Raw genomic sequence first — 14335 nt, forward strand, 5'->3', positions numbered from 1 at the left:
GGGCCGAGCCACTCCCACCCCGCGCGGCCCGATGACGAGAGCGGTGTGCATGGGTCCCGACGCGCAGGTCGCCACGATGCAGATCGGCGACGTCGCCGAGCGCACCGGGCTGAGCCTGCGCACCATCCGCCACTACGAGGAGGTCGGGCTCCTGCCGGAGGCCCGGCGCAGCAGCGGCGGGTTCCGCCTCTACGGCGAGGAGGCCGTGGCCCGGTTGCTGCTCATCAAGCGGATGAAGCCGCTGGACTTCACCCTCGAGGAGATGCGCGACCTCATCGACCTGCGTGACCGGCTGGCCGCCCTCGCCTGTCGGCGGCGACGCGCGCCACCCTCACCGAACGGCTCGCCACGTACCAGAGCCTCGTCGAGCACCAGCTCGCCGTCCTGCGCGAGCGGGTCGACAGCGCCCAGGCCTTCGCCGACCAGCTGCGCGACGAGCTGCACTAGAGCCCGCCCCGCCCCAGACCTCGCCCGCGCACGACGTCGTGCCGGCACCGGCCCGTGTGGCCGTCCGCACGTCACCCAGGAGCAGCACCGTGTCCGAGACCCCGCCCAGCCCCGCGCTGGACCAGACGACGACGTTCCCGCACGAACGGGACGTCACCTCCGTGCGCGCCGCCCTGCGCTCGCCGAAGCGGCTGCGCACCGAGGTGCTCGCCGGCCTCGTCGTCGCCCTCGCCCTGATCCCCGAGGCCATCTCGTTCTCGATCATCGCCGGCGTCGACCCCCGCGTCGGGCTGTTCGCGTCGTTCACGATGGCGGTCTCGATTGCCTTCCTCGGCGGCCGTCCGGCGATGATCTCGGCGGCGACCGGCGCCGTGGCCCTCGTCATCGCGCCGGTGATGCGCCAGTACGGTATGGACCACCTCATCGCCACCGTCATCCTCGGTGGGCTGATCCAGGTCGTCCTCGGGGTGTTCGGGGTGGCCCGGCTGATGCGCTTCGTGCCCCGCTCGGTCATGGTCGGCTTCGTCAACGCCCTGGCCATCCTCATCTTCATGGCCCAGGTCCCGCACCTCGTCGGGGTCCCGTGGGCGGTCTACCCCTCGTCGCGGTGGGCATCGTCGTCATGGTGCTCCTGCCCCGGGTGACGACCGCGGTGCCCGCGCCCCTGGTCGCCATCGTCGGGCTCACCGTGGTCACCGTCGGCGCCGCGATCGCCGTGCCGACCGTCGGCGACGAGGGCCGGCTCCCCGACAGCCTGCCCGGCCTGTTCGTCCCCGACGTTCCGCTGACCCTCGAGACCCTCAGGATCATCGGCCCCTACGCGCTGGCCATGGCGCTGGTCGGGCTCATGGAGTCGCTGATGACGGCCAAGCTCGTCGACGACGTCACCGACACCCACTCGCACAAGACCCGCGAGGCCTGGGGTCAGGGCGCCGCCAACATCATCACCGGCTTCTTCGGCGGCATGGGCGGCTGCGCCATGATCGGCCAGACGATGATCAACGTGAAGGCCTCCGGCGCCCGGACCCGCATCTCCACGTTCCTCGCAGGCACCTTCCTGCTCGTCCTCGTCGTCGGGCTCGGCGACCTCGTCGGGATGATCCCGATGGCCGCCCTGGTCGCGGTGATGGTCATGGTCTCGGTCGGCACCTTCGACTGGCACAGCATCAGGCCGGCCACCCTGCGCCGGATGCCCCGGAGCGAGACGCTCGTCATGGTCTCGACCGTGGTGGTCGTCGTCGTCACCCACAACCTCGCCATCGGGGTCATCGTCGGTGTCGTCGTCGCGATGGTCCTGTTCGCCCGACGCGTCGCCCACTTCACCCAGGTCGTCGACGTCGCCCACCCCGACGAGGACACGCGCGTGTACGCCGTCGTGGGTGAGCTGTTCTTCGCCTCCAGCAACGACCTGGTCCACCAGTTCGACTACGTGGGCGACCCCCCGAACGTCGTGATCGACCTGTCCCGCAGCCACATCTGGGACGCCTCGTCGGTCGCCACGCTCGACGCCATCCGGACCAGGTACGCGGCCAAGGGCAAGGAGGTCACCGTCGTGGGTCTGAACGACGCGAGCCAGGAGCGGCACGAGCGGCTCGCCGGGCACGTCACCGGGGCGCACTGACCCCCGGCGCGTCGTGCACCCGCGCGAGGGCGGTGCTGTGGGGTGGCTCGAGGAGCTGGCTCCCGGCACGCACGCCGACGTAGCCGGCGACGAGCACCAGCATGACGGCGAACGCCCGCGTGAGTGTCGTCCCGGAGACGTTCTCGGAGAGGCGCTTTCCGAGGAGTGAGGCAGCGACGGCCGCTGCTGCGAAGGGGAGGACGACCGCCCAGGGGATGCCGCCGTGACCGATCCGCTCCACGAAGGCGGCGAGGCTGGTGAGGGAGATGACGACGAGCGACGTGCCGACCGCCGTGGGCATCCCGAAGCCGAGCGCGAGGACCAGCGCGGGCACGATGAGGAACCCGCCGCCCACCCCGAGGAAGCCGGTCAGGAAGCCGACGACGAGGGCCACGCAGACGACCCGGGCCAGGTGGTTCCCACCGGCGCCGGTGCGCGCCGGAACGGGGGAGGCGGCCCGTGACCGCCGGTACATCGCGACCGCCGCGACGAGCATCAGCCCGGCGAAGGCGAGCAGCAGCACCTGCGGGTCGACCGCGCGGTTGAGCAGCGTGCCGCCGACCGATGCCGGGACGCCCAGTGCCCCGACGACGAGCGCGGCCCGCCAGTCGACGCGGCCGGCGCGGGCGTGGCTGACCGCGGCCACGATCGCCGTCACCCCGACGATGACGAGCGACGCGGTGGTGGCCTCCCGGGGGTCGAGGAGGAGCGCGTAGACGAGCACCGGGACGGCGAGGATCGAGCCCCCGCCGCCGAGGGCCCCCATCGACAGGCCGATGACGGCCCCGGCGACGATCGTGACGACGAGCACCGTCAGGCGCTCCGGCGGTGCGCCTGGTCCCAGGCGCCGTAGCCGCCGAGGATGTCGGACACGTCGGCAAGACCCTTGGCGCGCAACAGGCTCGCAGCGACGCTGCTGCGCCAGCCGCCGGCGCAGTAGACCAGCACGGGGCGCCCGGCATCGAGCTCGCCCGCACGGTCGGCCAGCTCGGCCAGCGGGATGTGACGGGCTCCGGGGACCATCCCGGCGGCGACCTCCCCGGCGTTGCGGATGTCGACGACCTGTACGTCGGGGTCGGCCACCGCGTCGTCCGCGGCGGACGCACCGAGCCGGCTGGCCCGCTCGACGTCGTCCTGGTGCGACAGGAAGTAGACCTCGGGGTCCGGGAGGTAGCCCAGGACGTGGTCGAAACCGATGCGGGCGAAGCGCGTCGCAACCTCCTGCTCGACGCCCTCGGGGGCGATGACGACGACCGGCTGCCCGGGCGCGAACACCATCCCCACCGTCTCGGCCATCCGACCGTCGGCAGGCACGTTGACCGAGCCGCGCAGGTGCCCGGCGGCGAACTCCTGCACGTCGCGGGCGTCGTGCAGGACGGCCCCGGACGCCAGCGCCTGCTCGACCTCGGCGTCGGTGAGGGCGGGGACGGTCGCATCGGTCTCACGCACGGTCCGCTCCTGCTTGTTGAGCGTCGCGTTGTAGACGAAGTAGCCGGGAGCGGCCGGCTGGCCCTCCGTGACGACGGCGAGGAACTGCTCCTCGGACATCGGCTGGCACGCGTAGTTGAAGGCCCGCTGGGCGCCGATCGTCGACTGCCGCTCCGTGGACAGGTTCTTGCCGCAGGCCGACCCTGCGCCGTGGGCGGGGAAGACCCGCACCGCGTCGGGGAGGCCCATCAGCCTGTGCTGCACCGAGTCGTAGAGCATCCGGCCCAGCTCGTCGGCGCTGACGCCGACCGAGGCGAGGAGGTCGGGGCGGCCGACGTCGCCGATGAACAGGGCGTCGCCGGTGAGCACGCCGTAGGGGACCTCGTCGCCCGGGTGCTCGAGGACGAGGACGCTGATCGACTCCGGCGTGTGACCGGGGGTCGCCATCACCTCGAGGGTGACCTCGCCGAGGCTGATCCGCTCGCCGTCCGCGAGGTGGCGGACCGGGAAGTCGGCGGACGCGGCCTCGCCGTAGCCGATCCAGGCGCCGGTCTCCCGGGCGAGCTCGAGGTGGCCGGAGACGAAGTCCGCGTGGAAGTGGGTGTTGACGACCCCCATGATCGTCAGGCCCCTGGCCGCGGCGTCGTCGAGGTACTCCTCGACGTCCCGTCGGGGGTCGACGACGACGGCCTTCCCGGTCGACTCGTCGCCGACGAGATAGGACGCCTGGGACAGGCACTCGAGGTAGTACTGGGTGAAGATCATGGGTTCCTCCCGGTGGTCGTCGTGGCGTGGTCGTTGCGGAACACTATACCCCAGGGGGTATGCTTGTCGGTATGACCCAGCTCGTCGACATCCCCACGCTCCGCGCCCGGCACGCCGACGGCGCCTTCGTCCTCGACGTCCGCGAACCGGCCGAGTACCTGTCCGGCCACGTGCCCGGTGCGGTGCTCGCCCCCATGAGCCGCATCACCTCGGCGCTGGGACCCGTGCCCCGCGACCGGGTCGTGCACGTCATCTGCCAGAGCGGCAACCGCAGCCGCTCGATGACCGGCCTGCTCACCTCGCTCGGCTACGACGCCGTGTCCGTCGAGGGCGGGACGTCCGCCTGGGTCGCGGCGGGTGGTCCGCTCGTCCGCGGTCCGCTGGCCGCGTGATGGTGGACCCGCGATGACGACGCGAGCGCCCGGACCGGGTGCACCGCTCGACGCCGACGAGATGCAGGCCGTCGTCGCCCGGCTCAACCGCGCCCGGGGCCAGCTGGGCGGCATCGTGAAGATGATCGAGGAGGGCCGCGCGTGCCGCGACATCGTCACCCAGCTGTCGGCGGTCTCCACGGCGGTCGACCGGGCCGGTTTCGCCGTCATCGCCCTCGGCCTGCGCCAGTGCCTCCTCGACCCGACCTCACGGCAGGTCGACGTCGACGCGATGGAGAAGCTCTTCCTCTCCCTCGCCTGAGGGCGGCGACCGCGGCGGATCGATGTATCCCTGCGGACCGCTCGGCCGTCCAAGGAGGTGACCGGTCCCACCCGGGACCGGCCCGACCAGAAGGAGAACACCCGCCATGACCGCCAACGTCGGCTCCACCGACAAGATCGTCCGCCTCGTCCTCGCCCTCGTGGCGCTCGGCGTCGCGTTGCTCACCGGGCTGGGGTCCGTCCTCGGCATCGTGCTGCTCGTCGTGGCTGCCGTGCTGGCCGTCACGGCGTTCACCGGCTTCTGCCCGCTCTACCGGGTGTTCGGCCTGAGCACCTGCCCGGTCCGCCGCTGAGCCCCCGGCCCGGGTCCGCCCATGCCCCTCGACCCCGACGTCCTCGCGGAGGAGCTCCCCGGTCTGGTGCGCTACGCCGTGTACCTGACGCGGAACCGGGCCGATGCGGACGACCTGGTGCAGGACACCCTCGAGCGCGCCGTGGCCCGGGGTGGCACGTTCCGGGGCGACAGCTCCCCCACCACGTGGCTGCACCGGGTCATGCACCGGCGCTTCCTCGACACCCGACGGCGGCGCACCCCGGAACCGACCGCCGACGAGGAGCTGATGGCCCGTGTCGAGGCGGCCTGGCGGGACGACGCGTACACCGTCGACCCCGAGGTGGTGCTCGCGAGGGCGGAGGAGCGCGCCGACCTGCGGGATGCGTTGGAGCACCTGCCGGTCATCCTGCGCTCGGCGGTCGTCCTGCACGACATGCAGGGACTGACCTCTGCGGAGGTGGCGACGGTGCACGGCATCGGCGTACCGGCCGCGAAGCAACGGCTGCGGCGTGGGAGGGCCCTGCTCGTCACCCTGCTCGCCGACGACGCGGACCGTCACCTGGCCATGGAGGGAGTACCCATGCGCTGCTCGGAGGCCCGCTCGCTCGTCGGCGACTACCTCGACGACGAGCTGGGAGCTCGCGAGCGGTCCCTCCTCGAGGGGCACCTCGCGTCCTGCCCGACCTGCCCCGGCCTCTACGCGAGCATCGTCGGGGTGTCGGCGGCGGTCGGCCGGCTGCGCGACCCCGACTCGGTGGTGCCCCCGGCCATCGCCGAGCGGCTCAGCCTGTGACGACCTCGCCTCCGGCCTCCTGCCAGGCGCCGATGCCGCCGGCCAGGTGGTACGCGCCGGTGAAGCCCAGCTGCGCCATCGAGGCCACGGCCGCACCGGAGCGGTTGCCCGAGTGGCAGTAGACGGCGTACGGCGCGCCCGGGTCGAGGGCGGAGAGCCGGGCCGCGAAGTCGGGGGAGGAGACGTCGATGTTCACGGCGCCGGCCAGGTGGCCCTGCGCGAACTCCTGAGGGGTGCGCACGTCGACGATCGTGGTGCCGGGGCGGTGCAGCGCCGCCGCGAAGTCGGCCGCGCCGAGCGCGCTGCCGGCCGCGGGGGCTGCGGAGGCCGTGGGTCCTCCGGACACGGCGACGGACGGCTCGGAGGAACCGCACCCCGAGGTGGCGAGGGTCCCGCCGAGGGCGAGCGCCAGGACGAGTGCGGTGGTCGTGCGACGGGTCACGAGGATGCTCCTGGGATGGTGGGTGCGGCGGGTGCGGTGGGCGTCGAGGGGGCGGCACCGGGGGTGCGCAGGTACTCGCGGTCGCCGAGCAGCTCGAGGCGGCGCCACAGCACGCTGCCCGGCACGGCCTGGCTCGCGTGGCAGGCGATGGCCATCCGCTGACGCCGCCGTTCGACGGTGACCTCACGCAGGCCATCGGGCGGGTACCCGGCGAACGCGGCCCCGTACTCGGCGTTCAGGCTGTCGGCGACGGACTGCGGCAGGGCCCACCCGAGCACCGGCAGGTCGGCGCGACCGGCGGCGCCCATCGCGGCGACCGACGCCGCCGCGTGGTCGGGGTGTCCGGTGACGCCGGCGACGGGGTCGAAGACGAGGAGGCCGTCGGGCCGCGTCCGCTCGATGCTGCGGTCGACGTCCGCAGCGAGCAGGTCGGGGTCGACATTCGCGAGGGTCCCGTCCGGGTGGGCCATCGCGATCGTGGAGGCCATGCCGAGGACCTGCCCGGCAGAGGCGAGCTCGGCCGCCCGCACCGTGGCGAGGTCGACGGATCCGGCGCCCAGCGTCGAGGCCTCTCCTCGGGTCAGGCAGAGCACGTGGACCTCGGCGCCGCCCTCCGCGAACCGGTCGAGGAGGGCTCCGAGCGCGAACGACTCGTCGTCCGGGTGTGCCACGACGACGAGGACGCGCTGCCAGTCCGGGGGCCAGTGCACGGCACTCACTCCGCCACGCAGATGAGCCGACGGGCGGCCGCCCGCAGGGTGAGCGCGGCGACCGCCAACACGAGCAGCGTGGCGCCACCGAGGAGCAGGACGGCGACGACGTCGTAGGCCGCCTGCGGGCGGACGGCGGCCATCGAGACGGCGGCCGCGGACGCCGCCGCCAGGGAAAGGTGTAGGCCCACGCCGGCAGCCCGAACGGCAGCCGGCGCAGCTCGGGCACCTGGGCCAGGAGGAGCACGACGAAGACCATCGAGGCGTCGTAGAGGAGACGGACGGCCACGCCGTCGGCCGCACCGGTGAGCGCCTGCCAGGAGAGCATGGCCACGGCCGGCGGCGCCACGAAGATCGCGATGGTCGGCAGCAATCTCGGGGGAGCGGGGGGTCGTGCAGGAGGACCCGGTGCAGGAGCAGCGGGAGCAGCCCCATCCAGAAGACGAGGCCGACGCCGAACGCGAACCAGGCCAGCTCGACCGACCCCAACCGCGCGGCGGCCAGCGGCGTGACGACGTTGCCGACCACCGGGATGAACCATGCCGGGGTCACCTGGCCGAGGCCGATGTCCGGGCGGGAGAACCACGCGCTGAGCACGGCCACCGTGACGGCGAGGTGGCCGACGGCACCGACCCACCACAGGGCCGACGCGAGCGCGGGCGCCACGTCCTGGCCTGCGGTGGCCAGCACGAGGAGCGAGATCGTCACGGTGGGCGCGAAGGTCATCCGCACCGGATGGCGCAGCTCGGCGCGCGCGGCGGCGGGGTGCCGGACCCACTTGAGCGTGTACAGGGCTGCGACGACGAGGAACGAGGCGCTCGCGAGGCCGAGGAGGGACAGGGCAGGCCATCGCGGCAGGTCCCACACCACGGCGGCGCGGCGCCAGGCCAGGGAGAGCCCGCCCAGCCCCATGACCGAGGCGAACAGGGTCACCGGTAGGTGTGCCAGGGAGTGCTCGGGGTCGTTCACGGCCGCTGTGGTCTGCGTGCCCGCCCCGGTCGGAGCAGTGTCGGTGTCAGTCACCACGGTGTCCCTCACGCGCCGAGTATATACCCCTAGGGGTATAACAGTCACAGCGGACCGGGGTGCTCCGGCGGCGGTCTCCCCGGTCGGTGAGCACTCCGACGAGACCGGCGTGGGCGTAGGCGACGACCGGGCGCCGGCCCCGCACGGACGCGCAGACCCAGGCGGCGGTCAGTGCCGAGACGTCCGTGACCCGACCGATCCGGAACAGCGACGTGGTCTCCTGCACGGCCGGGTCCTCGCCGGCCCGCAGCACCGTCTGCACGTCCGGAGCCAGGGCCAGGGCGCTGATGACGACCGCGACGTTGTCGAGGTCGTCGGACCCGAGCGCCGCCAGCGCGCGGGCCCGTACCAGTCCCACGCGCTCCAGCACGGCACGCTCGGCCGCGTCGCCGATGACGACGGGCAGCCGGCTCGCCCGCGCGTGGGGGAGGTTGCGCGCCGCCGCCGTGCGCTCGACGAGGACGCACGGCACGTCCACCTCCCGCAGGAGCTGGCCGACGCGCAGGCCGACCTGGCCGAGGCCGGACAGGATGACGTGGTCGCGCCGCGGGAGGCTGCGCGGCCCCACCAGTGAGGTCGTGCGGGTCCCGACGATCCAGTCGACGAGGCCCGCGACGAGAGCCCCGGTGAAGCCGATGCCGGCCAGCATGAGCAGTGCGGAGACCACCAGGTACCACCCGGGTGCGTCGTGGGCGGAGGCATCGGCCGGGCCGACGGTGGCGACCAGCCGTCCGGCCGCGTAGAAGGCGTCGGGGACGCCCTCGTGGAGCACCGCCACGGCGAGGAGCCACTCGGTCGCGATGATCCCGGACAACCCCGCCAGCCCTGCGGCGAGCAGGCCCGGTGTGCCCCGTGCCGGCGGGGGAGCCACCGGCCCAGTCGCTCGGCGGGGCCCGGGCGTCTCGGGTGGTACGGCCGCTGCACGGCGGTGCCGTCGTCGTCGACGACCACCCTGCTGGCGCCGCGACCGCCGAGCACGGCGAGGGCGCCCGGCTCGGTGCAGGCCGCCACCACCGAGGGTGCCGCGACGTCCGCCGGCGAGGTGACGGTGCAGTGCGGCGCCACGGAGGCGAGCTGGGCTCCGATGGTTCGGTCGAAGACGGTGACCACCATGGCGACCGAGGGCTGGAGGCTCTCGGCGAGCAGGGCGTAGCGCAGGGCGGCGACGTCGCCGCGCACGACGACTGCGACGCCGTCGACACCGCCGGCGAAGGCCGACCGGAGGGACGTCTCGTCCGGAGCGAGGAGGTGCAGGGTCGTGACGCCCTCGTCGGTGAGGAGGGTGCAGAGCAGCCGGGTCGCCTCGAGGTCGCCGATGACGACGACGCGTGGGGGAGTGGACATCCGGTGCCTCGTCTCGGGTCGACCGATGCCGGAACCATATACCCATGGGGGTAAGGATGGATGTGCCGTCGATCACGCGTGATGATACCCCCAAGGGTATATGGTGAGACCACCACCCACGTCGAAGGAGACGCCATGGCTGACGTCGTCATCCTCGGGGCCGGAGTCGCCGGGCACACCGCCGCGCTCCACCTGAGCCGCCTGCTACCCCGGGGAAGCGCGGTCACCGTCGTCTCCCCGAACTCGCAGTGGAACTGGATCCCCAGCAACATCTGGGTCGGCGTCGGGAGGATGCCCAAGGAGGCCGTCGTCTTCCCCCTCGCCCCCGTGTACGCGAAGAAGGGCATCGGCTACCGGCAGGCAAAGGCGGTCGCCATCCGCCCCGAGGGAGACCTGGACGACGAGCGGGGGGCCGTCGACGTCGTGTACACCAGCCCGGACCGGGCGGGGGAGTCCGAACGGATCCGGTACGACTACCTCGTCAACGCCACCGGGCCGCAGCTGAAGTTCGGGATGACGCCCGGGCTCGGTCCGGACGCCGGGCACACGGTCTCCGTCTGCACGGCCGACCACGCGGTGCACGCCGCCACCGAGCTGCGGGCGACGATCGAGCGCCTCCGGGCCGGTGAGCCGCAGACCCTCGTCGTCGGGATGGGCCACGGCACCTGCACCTGCGAGGGCGCCGCGTTCGAGTACGTCTTCAACGTCGACCACGAGCTGCGCGAAGCCGGTGTGCGCGACCGCGCCCGCCTCGTGTACCTGACCAACGAGGCGCACCTCGGCGACTTCGGAGTCGACGGGATGACGTTCGACGACCACGGCTTCGAGACGACGTCGGAGCTGTGGACCTCCAGCCTGTACCGCGAGCGGGGCGTCGAGGCGATCCTCGGCGCACACGTCCACCGGGTCGAGCCCGGCGTCGTCCACTACGAGACCCTCGACGGCGAGATGCACGAGCTCGCCTTCGACTTCGGGATGCTCCTGCCGCCCTTCGGCGGGGTGGCGCTCGAGGCCTTCGACCGCGAGGGCGCCGACATCACGTCCGAGCTCTTCGCCCCCAGCGGCTTCATGAAGGTCGACGCCGACTACACCGCCAAGCCGTACGAGGAGTGGCGCGGCAGCGACTGGCCGAAGACCTACCAGGCGGTGGGCCACCCGAACGTCTTCGCAGTCGGCATCGCCTTCGCGCCACCGCACCAGATCTCCCGGCCGCGCAAGAGTCCCAACGGCACCCTCATCGCCCCCTCGCCGCCGCGCACCGGGATGCCGTCCGGCGTCATGGGCAAGACGGCTGCGCTCACCATCGTCGACCGCATCAAGCACGGCGACGACCGCCCCGCCCACGAGGCGTCGATGGCCCACATGGGTGCGGCCTGCGTCGCCTCGGCCGGGGCCGGAATGCGTCGCGGGTCCGCCGCGGCGATGACGATGATGCCCGTCGTTCCCGACTACTCCGTCCACCCGACCGGCCGCGACCTGGCCGACACCCGCGGGGAGATCGGGCTCAGCGGCCACTGGGCGAAGCTGATGATGCACCACCTCTTCATCCACAAGGCCAAGGGTCGCCTCGGCTGGCAGCTGATCCCGGAGTGAGCGACATGACGGACAAAACCCTCAGTTCCACCCCCGACCTGCGCAGCGCGCCGCTGCCCACGGCCCGGACCCTGCGGATGCGGCGGAACCTGCCCTACCAGGCGTACCGGTTCGCGGCGTTCAACCTGCGCATCGTGCGGATGGTGCTCAAGGGTCATCACTGACCCCACGCGCACCCCGGACGCACGAGCGCGCCGGGCCCGACTCGATCGGGTCCGGCGCGCTCGTCGGTGGTGTCAGGCGCTCAGCGGCCGAACATCTTGGCCAGGAAGCCGGTGCTCGGCTCGTCCTCGTGGCCCTGGCAGCGGTCGCTCGCGCGCACGCCGCGCATCACGCTGTCGACGTGCTGGCCGCAGCCGGCCCAGGTCGTCTTGCCGCACTTGCGGCAGGTCACTGCTCGGCACATGCCGGTCTCCTCGAAGGTCGGGGTCGTGATTGGCAAGCATACCCTAGGGGGTATCAATCGCGCGAACTCGGGTCGAGTCGTCGAGTCGCCGGTCGTGCGGTGTGGACCTTCACGAAGGCTTCACGGTCGGGACGGGAGTCCCTTCATCCGTTCGCGGTTCCCTGCGAGTGGACACCCCACGAACCGACCCACCGAGGAGAACACCATGAGCACGACGATTCGCCGGACGGCAGCGGGCCTGGGCATCGGCGCCCTCCTGGCCGCAGGCCTGGCCGTGGGCCAGGCGGCGGCCGGGACCGCGACGACGTCCTCGGCAGGCACCCCGACGACGGCCCCGCCACGGACGCGGGTGCCCTGGCCGGCGCCCTGGCCTTCTCTCGCGAGGAGGAGCGGATGGCCCGCGACCTGTACGCCGCCCTGGCCGCCACGTACGACGGTGCCCGGCCCTTCGGCATGATCACGACGAGCGAGGACCGGCACCTCGAGGCCGTGGGGGCCCTCCTCGAGCGCTACGACGTCGCCGACCCGTCCGTCGGCCTGGCCGCCGGGACCTATGCCGTCCCGGCCGTGCAGGACCTCTACGACGGCTGGCTCGCCGAGGGCCGGTCCTCACTCGCGGATGCCTACCGCGTCGGTGTCGAGCTCGAGCAGCGCGACATCGCCGACCTCGAGAAGAGCATCGCGGCCGATCTCCCGGCGGACGTCGATGCCGTCCTAGGGCGCCTCCTCGACGGGTCCCGGAACCACCTGGCGGCCTTCGAGCGCGCCGTCTCCGGCGACCTCGGCACCGGCACCGGCACGGCTATGCCGGGCGAGCGCTCCCGCCGTGCCACCACCTCCGGCGGGATGATGGGCCCCGGTCGCCGCGGGGGCAACGGCCTCGGCAACGGCGCTCGCAACGGTTCGGGAAGCGGGGCGGGCGGGGGTTGCCCCTACGCCGACGTCGACCCCACCTGACCAGCCGGCACGAGCGGGAGCCGAGCCGTGAAGGTCGCCCCACGACCACGGCCCGGCGAGCGCGCGTCGAGGGTGCCGCCGTGCGCGGCGACAATGCCGCGCGCGATGGTGAGGCCGATGCCCGAGCCGGTGTCGGTGCCGCTGCGGCGCCGCTCGGGCACCCGGACGAACCGTTCGAAGACGCGCTCGACGTCCTCGGGTGCCAGGCCCTCCCCGGTGTCGGTGACGGTCACCGAGGCCGTGCTGCCGGCGGAGGAGACCTCCACGTCGATCCGCCCGCCGGAGCCCGTGGCCCGCAGGGCGTTGCCGACGAGGTTGGTCACCACCTGCCCGAGCCGGTCGCCATCGACGGCCACGACGACCGGGTCGTCCGGGACGCCGACCCCCAGGGCCACCCCGGCGTCCTCCGCCTGGGGGCGCAGCCGCTCGGCAGCGGTGGCGACCACGGTGCGCAGGTCCGCCGGCGCGAGCACCATCCCCAGGCGGCCCTCCTCCGAGCGGGAGAGGGCCGACAGGTCGTCGGAGAGCCGGCGGAGGCGGCGCACCTCGTCACTCACGAGGCCGAGGCGCTCCGGGCCCACGGCCAGCACGCCGTCGATCATCCCCTCCACGGACCCCTCGATGACGGTCAACGGGGTTCGCATCTCGTGGGCGACCTCGCCGAGGAGGCGCACGCGCCGCGACTCGGTCTCGGCGAGCGTGCGGCCGAGGGTGTTGACGTCGTCGGCGAGGAGGGCGAGCTCGTCCTCGCGGGGGCGGCCCACGTGCACGTCGTAGCGACCGGCGGCGATCTCGCGGGTCGTGTCGCTGAGCTGGCGCAGCGGCCTGACGAGCCGTCGGGCCGCGACCGCGCCGAAGGCGGTGGCGGCCACGACGCCGACGAGGACCCCGACGAGCAGCGCCTGGGTCACCGCGTCGGCCACCTGGCCCCGCAGCGTGCCACCCCGGCCCTGGCCCATCATCGAGCCCTGGCCGCCCATCATCCGGTCGAAGAGCGCCGGGGTGAGGGTGCGGACCACGAGGAAGGTGGCGAGCCCACCGAGCACGGCGACGAGGACGTGGGACAGGACGAGTCGCACCGCGAGCCGGTTCACGACGCCGCCCCGGCCCGGGGTAGGAGGAACTTGTAGCCGACCCCTCGCACGGTACCGATGACGCGGGGGTCGGCGGCGTCGTCGCCGAGGGCCCGACGCACGCTGCGCACGTGGACGTCGACGACCCGCTCGTCCCCGTAGAAGTCGTAGCCCCAGACCTTCTCGAGCAGCTGGGCACGAGAGAACACGCGCCCCGGCGACGCGGCGAGGGCGTGCAGCAGGTCGAACTCGAGGGTGGAGAGGCGCACCTCACCGTCGTCGACGGTCAGCTCGCGGCGCCGCTCGTCGAGGGTCAGCCGCTCGAAGCGCAGCACGCGCTCGTCCGGGACGTGCGGTGCCGCCCGGTCGGCCGAGCGGCGCAGCACGGTCCCGACCCGCGCGACCACCTCGCGGGGGCTGAACGGCTTGGTGACGTAGTCGTCGGCGCCGGCCCCGAGGCCCACGAGGGTGTCGACCTCGTCGGCGCGGGCGGTGACGAGCAGCACGTAGACGTCGGACGAGCGACGGATGGTGCGCAGGACGTCGAGGCCGCCCAGGTCGGGAAGACCGATGTCGAGGAGGACGACGTCGGGCGCGGTGCCGTCGGTGGCGAGGCTGCGGCGGAGCGCCTCGGCTCCCGTGCCGGCCTCGGCGACGTCGAAGCCCTCGTGCTCGAGGTAGGCGCGCAGGACCGTCCGGATCTCCTGCTCGTCGTCGACGACGAGCACACGTCGGGCCACGGG

General features: G+C 73.2%; 16 protein-coding genes and 3 pseudogenes. 9 read left to right on the forward strand and 10 right to left on the reverse strand.

The features are described 5' to 3' along the window. Window positions 1–76 precede the first annotated feature (76 nt). Together G7075_RS22360 and G7075_RS01485 are read left to right on the forward strand one after the other, a co-directional pair. Window positions 77–310: pseudogene (locus G7075_RS22360) on the forward strand (MerR family transcriptional regulator); the annotation flags it as partial. A gap of 253 nt (window positions 311–563) precedes the next feature. Further along, window positions 564–2068: pseudogene (locus G7075_RS01485) on the forward strand (SulP family inorganic anion transporter). Here the strand turns inward: G7075_RS01485 and G7075_RS01490 are convergent. Together G7075_RS01490 and G7075_RS01495 are read right to left on the reverse strand one after the other, a co-directional pair. Continuing rightward, entirely contained in the window at window positions 2052–2879 is an 828-nt protein-coding gene (locus G7075_RS01490) for a sulfite exporter TauE/SafE family protein (protein ID WP_240917807.1), read from the reverse strand. The pseudogene G7075_RS01485 and the gene G7075_RS01490 overlap by 17 nt on opposite strands. Window positions 2880–2881: 2 nt before the next feature. After that, window positions 2882–4261, reverse strand: a complete 1380-nt coding sequence (locus G7075_RS01495) for a rhodanese-like domain-containing protein (protein ID WP_166118156.1) — start codon at window positions 4259–4261, stop codon at window positions 2882–2884. A gap of 71 nt (window positions 4262–4332) precedes the next feature. Here G7075_RS01495 and G7075_RS01500 point away from each other — a divergent pair, with 71 nt between their 5' ends. From G7075_RS01500 to G7075_RS01515, 4 genes are all read left to right on the forward strand, one after another. After that, window positions 4333–4653: a rhodanese-like domain-containing protein gene (locus G7075_RS01500; RefSeq protein WP_166118159.1), complete on the forward strand. Its 321-nt coding sequence runs from the start codon at window positions 4333–4335 to the stop codon at window positions 4651–4653. Between the two features lie 13 nt (window positions 4654–4666). Continuing rightward, window positions 4667–4954 (forward strand): metal-sensitive transcriptional regulator, encoded by a 288-nt coding sequence (locus G7075_RS01505; RefSeq protein WP_166118163.1) that lies wholly within the window; start codon window positions 4667–4669, stop codon window positions 4952–4954. Between the two features lie 106 nt (window positions 4955–5060). Then, entirely contained in the window at window positions 5061–5267 is a 207-nt protein-coding gene (locus G7075_RS01510; RefSeq protein ID WP_166118166.1) for a DUF2892 domain-containing protein, read from the forward strand. A gap of 21 nt (window positions 5268–5288) precedes the next feature. Then, a complete protein-coding gene (locus tag G7075_RS01515) occupies window positions 5289–6041 on the forward strand; it encodes a sigma-70 family RNA polymerase sigma factor (protein ID WP_166118169.1) in 753 nt (250 codons plus the stop codon). On the opposite strand, the gene G7075_RS01520 is transcribed toward G7075_RS01515, so the two are convergent. The 5 genes and pseudogenes from G7075_RS01520 to G7075_RS01540 all read right to left on the reverse strand — a co-directional run bounded on the left by G7075_RS01520 (window position 6031) and on the right by G7075_RS01540 (window position 9090). Beyond that, window positions 6031–6483, reverse strand: coding sequence for a rhodanese-like domain-containing protein (locus tag G7075_RS01520; RefSeq protein ID WP_305849801.1), 453 nt, complete (start codon window positions 6481–6483; stop codon window positions 6031–6033). The genes G7075_RS01515 and G7075_RS01520 overlap by 11 nt on opposite strands. Next, window positions 6480–7193 (reverse strand): PIG-L family deacetylase, encoded by a 714-nt coding sequence (locus tag G7075_RS01525; RefSeq protein ID WP_205860596.1) that lies wholly within the window; start codon window positions 7191–7193, stop codon window positions 6480–6482. The genes G7075_RS01520 and G7075_RS01525 overlap by 4 nt, the downstream gene beginning before the upstream one ends. 5 nt (window positions 7194–7198) lie before the next feature. Beyond that, window positions 7199–7384, reverse strand: coding sequence for a hypothetical protein (locus tag G7075_RS01530; protein WP_166118175.1), 186 nt, complete (start codon window positions 7382–7384; stop codon window positions 7199–7201). Between the two features lie 196 nt (window positions 7385–7580). After that, window positions 7581–8267 (reverse strand): annotated as a pseudogene (locus G7075_RS22365) (SLAC1 anion channel family protein); the annotation flags it as partial. Further along, window positions 8209–9090: an NAD-binding protein gene (locus tag G7075_RS01540; protein WP_166118178.1), complete on the reverse strand. Its 882-nt coding sequence runs from the start codon at window positions 9088–9090 to the stop codon at window positions 8209–8211. The pseudogene G7075_RS22365 and the gene G7075_RS01540, both read right to left, overlap by 59 nt. A 608-nt stretch (window positions 9091–9698) precedes the next feature. Here G7075_RS01540 and G7075_RS01545 point away from each other — a divergent pair. Continuing rightward, on the forward strand, window positions 9699–11156 hold the full coding sequence (locus G7075_RS01545; protein ID WP_166118181.1) for an NAD(P)/FAD-dependent oxidoreductase: 1458 nt from the start codon (window positions 9699–9701) through the stop codon (window positions 11154–11156). A gap of 5 nt (window positions 11157–11161) precedes the next feature. Beyond that, a complete protein-coding gene (locus G7075_RS01550) occupies window positions 11162–11320 on the forward strand; it encodes a hypothetical protein (RefSeq protein ID WP_166118184.1) in 159 nt (52 codons plus the stop codon). Between the two features lie 80 nt (window positions 11321–11400). Here G7075_RS01550 and G7075_RS01555 read toward each other — a convergent pair whose 3' ends face one another. Next, the gene (locus G7075_RS01555; RefSeq protein ID WP_166117770.1) at window positions 11401–11598 is read right to left on the reverse strand and encodes a hypothetical protein; all 198 of its coding nucleotides are present in this window, start codon (window positions 11596–11598) and stop codon (window positions 11401–11403) included. 63 nt (window positions 11599–11661) lie between these two features. Here G7075_RS01555 and G7075_RS01560 point away from each other — a divergent pair, with 63 nt between their 5' ends. Next, window positions 11662–12519 (forward strand): DUF2202 domain-containing protein, encoded by an 858-nt coding sequence (locus G7075_RS01560; RefSeq protein WP_256378050.1) that lies wholly within the window; start codon window positions 11662–11664, stop codon window positions 12517–12519. On the opposite strand, the gene G7075_RS01565 is transcribed toward G7075_RS01560, so the two are convergent. Next, window positions 12495–13613: a cell wall metabolism sensor histidine kinase WalK gene (locus G7075_RS01565; RefSeq protein WP_166118190.1), complete on the reverse strand. Its 1119-nt coding sequence runs from the start codon at window positions 13611–13613 to the stop codon at window positions 12495–12497. The two genes, G7075_RS01560 and G7075_RS01565, sit on opposite strands and share 25 nt — an antisense overlap. After that, a complete protein-coding gene (locus tag G7075_RS01570; RefSeq protein WP_166118193.1) occupies window positions 13610–14332 on the reverse strand; it encodes a response regulator transcription factor in 723 nt (240 codons plus the stop codon). Before G7075_RS01570 ends, G7075_RS01565 begins: the two co-directional genes overlap by 4 nt. Window positions 14333–14335: the final 3 nt, after the last annotated feature.

This window comes from Phycicoccus sp. HDW14 (assembly GCF_011383005.1).
Classification (GTDB): Bacteria; Actinomycetota; Actinomycetes; order Actinomycetales; family Dermatophilaceae; genus Phycicoccus.

Bases quoted from the DNA above. Each gene is read 5' to 3' on its own strand.
- G7075_RS01495 (WP_166118156.1), bottom strand. From the start codon at position 4,261: ATGATCTTCACCCAGTACTACCTCGAGTGCCTGTCCCAGGCGTCCTAT.
- G7075_RS01500 (WP_166118159.1), top strand. From the start codon at position 4,333: ATGACCCAGCTCGTCGACATCCCCACGCTCCGCGCCCGGCACGCCGAC.
- G7075_RS01505 (WP_166118163.1), top strand. From the start codon at position 4,667: ATGACGACGCGAGCGCCCGGACCGGGTGCACCGCTCGACGCCGACGAG.
- G7075_RS01510 (WP_166118166.1), top strand. From the start codon at position 5,061: ATGACCGCCAACGTCGGCTCCACCGACAAGATCGTCCGCCTCGTCCTC.
- G7075_RS01515 (WP_166118169.1), top strand. From the start codon at position 5,289: ATGCCCCTCGACCCCGACGTCCTCGCGGAGGAGCTCCCCGGTCTGGTG.
- G7075_RS01545 (WP_166118181.1), top strand. From the start codon at position 9,699: ATGGCTGACGTCGTCATCCTCGGGGCCGGAGTCGCCGGGCACACCGCC.
- G7075_RS01550 (WP_166118184.1), top strand. From the start codon at position 11,162: ATGACGGACAAAACCCTCAGTTCCACCCCCGACCTGCGCAGCGCGCCG.